The organism is Acidovorax sp. KPB24-07, assembly GCF_057543315.1.
On the sequence record NZ_BAAJYS010000606.1, the window covers coordinates 1 to 1,535 of the forward strand.

General features: G+C 71.3%; 1 protein-coding gene. It reads right to left on the minus strand.

Annotation, left to right across the window (positions count from 1 at the left end; all coding sequences use genetic code 11):
- Positions 1–149: 149 nt before the first annotated feature.
- Positions 150–1,535 (minus strand): di-heme oxidoreductase family protein (locus AC27IQ_RS24305; RefSeq protein ID WP_487091101.1); only part of this gene is annotated, 1,386 nt, incomplete at its 5' end.

Consider the following 1,535-nt stretch of genomic DNA (forward strand, 5'->3'; position numbering starts at 1 on the left):
GAGGCTTTGCAGGGCGTGCGTGGTGTCGTAGAACGGCACGGCGTCGTGCCGCCAGTTGGTCTGCGCGGTGGCGGTGGCCGCGGCGCCGGCCAGGGCGCACAGCGCCAACGCGGCCAGGCGGGGCAGGGGGCGCTGGGCAGGGAATTTCGTCATAGCGACTCCACGAATTGCACGAGCGCATCGCGCTCGGCCTTGTTCATCTTGAGCACGTTCTGCTTGGCTTCCTCGGCCTCGCCGCCGTGCCACAGGATGGCTTCGAGCACGCCGCGCGCGCGGCCGTCGTGCAGCAGGCGGGTGTGGCCGTTCACGTCCTGGATCAGGCCCGTGCCCCACAGCGGGGGCGTCTTCCACTGCCGGCCGTTGGCCGCGAAGTCGGGCCGGTGGTCTGCCAGGGCTTCGCCCATGTCGTGCAGCAGCATGTCGGTGTAGGGCCAGATGCGCTGGCCCGAGACGGCCTTGCTGGTCAGGCGCGGGAACGGCCCTTCCTTGGTGACGTAGCTGGGGCGGTGGCAGGCGGCGCACTGGGCCTGCGCGAAGAGCGCCTGGCCGCGCTGCACCTGCACGTCGTTCACCTTGCGGCGGGCGGGCGGGGCGAGCGTGGCCTGGTAGAACACCACGTCGTCGAAGGTCTTGTCGTCGATCTCCACGCCCGGCTGGCCCTGGCGGCCCGCGCTCTTGCCGCTGGGTGCGGCCAGGCAGTCCTTTTGCGCGGGCGTGCAGGCCTCGTGCGGGAAGTGGCGCGAGGTGATGCCCATGTCGCCCACGAAGGCGCCGCCGGTCTGGTGCGCGATGGTGGCCACGTTGCCCTTCCAGCCGAAGCGGCCGATCATCATCCGGGCCGATGGCGCATCCCACACGCGGTTGGGCACGCCCTTGATGGGGCCGGGCGCCTTGGCCTGGTCGGCGGCATTGGCCAGGATGTCGGCCTCGTCGATGGCCTCCAGCAGGCCCACGCCGATGATCTGTGGCGCGATGCGCGGGCTGACCATCACGTCCGGGTGCATCGGCCCGTACCCTAGGTCGGCAAAGCCGTATTTCGGGTCGAGCAGGGTGTAGGGCGTGCCGTCGGCGAACTGGCCCTGGATGGTCTGGTAGCGCAGGGTGACGCGGCCCTCGGGCTTCACGCCGGTGATGCCCGCGTTGTTGAACTGGTCGCCGTACACAGGCTCGTGCAGCGGTCCGCCGTGGCCGTCGGCACCGGGGATGGACAGGCGGATCAGCAGCGCCACCGTGGGGTCCTTGGTCTCGCCCAGGCGGTTGAAGATCTCGGGCGGCGCCCCCCGGCCGTCCTGCACGTGGCAGCCGCCGCACGAGCGCGCGATGAAGTGCGGCCCCAGGCCGTCGCGCGCCTTGGTCGAGGCGGGTGCCTCCACCCAGTTGCGGCGAAAGAACGAGTTGCCGATGACAAAGCGCGTGCGCTCGTCGTCCGGCAGGTTGGCCGCGGGGAACGAGAAGGCGTTGCGCCCGGTGGCGAACACGGTGGTGTCGCCGCCGGGCTTCTCGCCCAGCGGGTCCGGGTGGCCGCTGGCCACGAG